The sequence below is a fragment of the Neiella marina genome, assembly GCF_002165625.1.
Taxonomy (GTDB): Bacteria; Pseudomonadota; Gammaproteobacteria; order Enterobacterales; family Neiellaceae; genus Neiella; species Neiella marina.
Genome location: NZ_NGNS01000051.1, coordinates 1 through 809, shown reverse-complemented (window position 1 = coordinate 809; position 809 = coordinate 1). Strand labels below are relative to the sequence as shown.

Genomic DNA, 809 nt, shown 5'->3' with positions numbered 1-809 from the left:
TGTGCCGTCCTAAAATAAGTTGACGGTTTTTGATTAAGCCAGCGTTCCTCCAACGCTGGCTTTTTTGTGCACTTCTTCTGGCGTTTTCATGCCAAGGCTCAAGTGCGGCCTGAGCTGATTGTAGATAGTGACAGATTCTTTCACCAGCTGTTTTAGCTCCGCAAAGCTCTGGCACTGATGCAATAAAAACTCTTGCTTGAGAATGCCATTCACTCGCTCTGCTAATGCATTTTGGTAGCAGTCATAACCATCGGTCATTGATGGTGTTATGCCGTGTTGTTGTAACTCGGCTTGATAGTGAGCTGAGCAATATTGTGAACCTCTATCGGAGTGATGTATCAATGGCTCATCGCTTTGCCTGGCCTTTATCGACATTTTAAGCGCCTTGACAACATCGGTCGCTTTCATCTCTCGGCTGAGTTCATAACCCATTATTTTTCGACTGTAGGCATCTGTTGTGAGCGATAAGTAATGGACCCCTTCATCGCTCTGCACATAGGTGATGTCACTGGCATAGACTTGCTCTGGCCGACTGAGTCGAATGTCTTGAACAAGATTTGGGTGCTTCATCATCCAGTGCTTGCTGTGTGTTGTTTTGGTGTAGTTTGTTTTCGGTTTAACCAGCATCTTGTGATGACGCAAGTAATCAAACAGGCCATCGCGCCCGAGCTTGATACCGAGCTGTACCAACTTCGGCTTGAGCAGGTAATAGAGTTTGCGCGTACCAAGTCGTGGCATAAAGCGCCGAAGCTCTTGGACCATTGTTTTAACCGGCTCTAGTTGCTGCATACGGCATTGATAGCGAGTGA

1 protein-coding gene is annotated in these 809 nt (G+C 46.8%); it reads right to left on the bottom strand.

Going from position 1 to position 809, the window contains the following annotated elements; translation table 11 throughout:
* Positions 1-33 precede the first annotated feature (33 nt).
* Positions 34-809 (bottom strand): IS3 family transposase (locus CBE68_RS18605; RefSeq protein ID WP_143824630.1); only part of this gene is annotated, 776 nt, incomplete at its 5' end.